Annotated in this window: 2 protein-coding genes; both read right to left on the bottom strand. The window is 66.8% G+C overall.

Annotation, left to right across the window (positions count from 1 at the left end; all coding sequences use genetic code 11):
• Nucleotides 1–94: 94 nt before the first annotated feature.
• A complete protein-coding gene (gene fliI / locus FJ980_RS30455) occupies nt 95–1,492 on the bottom strand; it encodes a flagellar protein export ATPase FliI (RefSeq protein ID WP_140547291.1) in 1,398 nt (465 codons plus the stop codon).
• Between the two features lies 1 nt (nt 1,493).
• Nucleotides 1,494–1,824: flagellar basal body rod C-terminal domain-containing protein (locus tag FJ980_RS30450; protein WP_281406348.1), on the bottom strand; the 331-nt coding region annotated here is incomplete at its 5' end.

Below are 1,824 nucleotides of genomic sequence, written 5' to 3'. Positions count from 1 at the left end.
CCCGTCGATGGCCGAGTTGCGGCTGGCTTCGATCTCTTCTTCGGCTTTCGCCTCAGCGATCATTTCGCGCAGGATACGCTCGGTATGCTGGAGCTCAGTCCCCTTGTTCGGCATTCTGCTTTCCCTTGAGATGGCGGGCGAGATCGGAGAACGGATCAGCGGACGGGCGGTCCTTCGGCGATTGCATCAGCGCCTCGTAGATCAGGGGTACCTGGCGCACCGCCATATCGAGTTCCACGTCGGCGCCGCCCTGGTAGGCGCCGAGCAGGCGGATGTCGCGCGTGTCCTCGAAGCGGGAGATCATCGACTTCAGCCGCGTCACCAGCGCGCGCTGCTCGACGCTCCAGGCCTTGCCGGCCAGACGTGATATGGACGACAGCGGATTGACCGGCGGATAGCGGCCCTGTTCGGCGATCGCGCGGTCGAGCACGACATGGCCGTCAAGGATGCCGCGCACGGAATCGGCCACCGGATCGTTGTGGTCGTCGCCGTCGACCAGCACGGAAATGATCGCGGTGATCGATCCTTTCCCTTCCACTCCCGGCCCGGCGCGTTCGAGCAGCTTCGGCAGCTCGGTGAAAACCGAAGCCGGATAGCCGCGCGCGACCGGCGGCTCACCCGTTCCCGTCGCCACTTCGCGCAGGGCGTGGGCAAAGCGGGTGATCGAATCCAGCACCAGAAGCACGCGGTGGCCCTGGTCGCGAAAATGTTCGGCGACACGCATCGCGGTGTCCGGCGCCCGCCGGCGCATCATGGCGCTTTCGTCGCTGGTGGCGACGACGGCTACGGTCTTGGCCATGCTGTCGCCGATCGTGTCCTCGAGGAATTCGCGGACCTCGCGGCCGCGTTCGCCGCTCAGCGCCACGACCACGGTGTCGAAGGCGTCTGCGCCGGCGAGCATGGCCAGCAGCGTCGACTTGCCGCCACCGGAACCGGCAAAGACGCCCATGCGCTGGCCGAAACAGAGCGGCGTGAAAATGTCGATGATCTTGACCCCGGTCATGAAGGCGGTGCCGACGCGCTGGCGCGCCATGGCGCCGGGCGTGGCGGCCCCGGACATGCCGTCGCCCCTGATCAATGGCGGGCCACCGTCGATCGCCCGGGTGAGCGCGTCGATCGTGCGGCCGCGCCACGAGGCATGCGGCGCCACGGCGAGCGGACCGCGACGGAAAACGGCGTCGCCTATGCCGGCATCGGCACTGCGTTCGAAGGGGGCCACGACAATCTCGTCGCGGCTGATCTTGACGATCTCGCCGCGGCGCGTGCCGGCATGGCCGCGCTGTTCGACAAGATCGCCCAGCCTGGCGAAATCCGAAAGGCCGCGCACCTTGTAATGCGTCGATGTGACTTCGGTGACGAGGCCGCCGCGTTTGAGCAGTCCCTCGGCATCGCTGAAGCGCCGCCATATCCGCTCCAGCGCGGCAAGCCGGTCTTCCGGCGTTGGCTGGGGCAGTCTTTCGGGTGCGCGCAGGGTTGGCTGGTCGAGCGACATGCTACTTCGAGCCGAGCGTCTTGATCGCCTCGTCGGTGGAGGAATCAGTCTGCCGCATCAGGGCGGCGGTGTTCTCGAAAGCGCGCTGGACCATGATCAGCCGCGTCATCTCCAGCACCGGATTGACGTTGGATTCCTCGACGAAGCCCTGGGCGACGCCGATATCGGCGCGATCGGTCACCGGCTCGGGCGTGCGCGCCGGCACGATGCCGGAATTGCCGTAGCGCACGAAATTCTCACCCGGATCGAAATTGTACAGGCCGATGGAGCCTACCAGCTGATCGTTCTGGCGCAACGATCCGTCGGCTCCGGCCTTGGGCGTGCCGTTGCGG

The organism is Mesorhizobium sp. B1-1-5, assembly GCF_006443065.1.
In the GTDB taxonomy this organism is placed as follows: domain Bacteria; phylum Pseudomonadota; class Alphaproteobacteria; order Rhizobiales; family Rhizobiaceae; genus Mesorhizobium.
The sequence above is the reverse complement of the archived record's forward strand: the minus strand, read 5'-3'. Positions and strand labels throughout refer to the sequence as shown.